Source organism: Actinocrinis puniceicyclus, assembly GCF_018283645.1.
Taxonomy (GTDB): Bacteria; Actinomycetota; Actinomycetes; order Streptomycetales; family Catenulisporaceae; genus Actinocrinis; species Actinocrinis puniceicyclus.
On the sequence record NZ_JAGSXH010000427.1, the window covers coordinates 1 to 252 of the forward strand.

Annotated in this window: 1 pseudogene; it reads right to left on the reverse strand. The window is 57.1% G+C overall.

The features are described 5' to 3' along the window. Positions 1-129: 129 nt before the first annotated feature. Positions 130-252, reverse strand: a pseudogene (locus KGA66_RS32400) (site-specific integrase); the annotation flags it as partial.

Sequence of the window (252 nt, forward strand, 5' to 3'; positions counted from 1 at the left end):
CGAAACCAACATCGCCAAAGCCCTGCGCAGACACGCCCGCAGACCCGAACTCCTGACAGGACTACTCCACCTGACCTGACGATCACCCAGAAAAAGGACGAAAGATCACTTTGTCATTAACCCTGGTGTGGCCCGGCGGCGGGTGATGAACGCCCGATGCGCATCGATCGCTTCGGTCGGGTAAACAGCCTTGTAACCCATGGTCGTGGAAATATTGGTGTGACCGCAAATGATCTGGGCTATGTGCGGGGG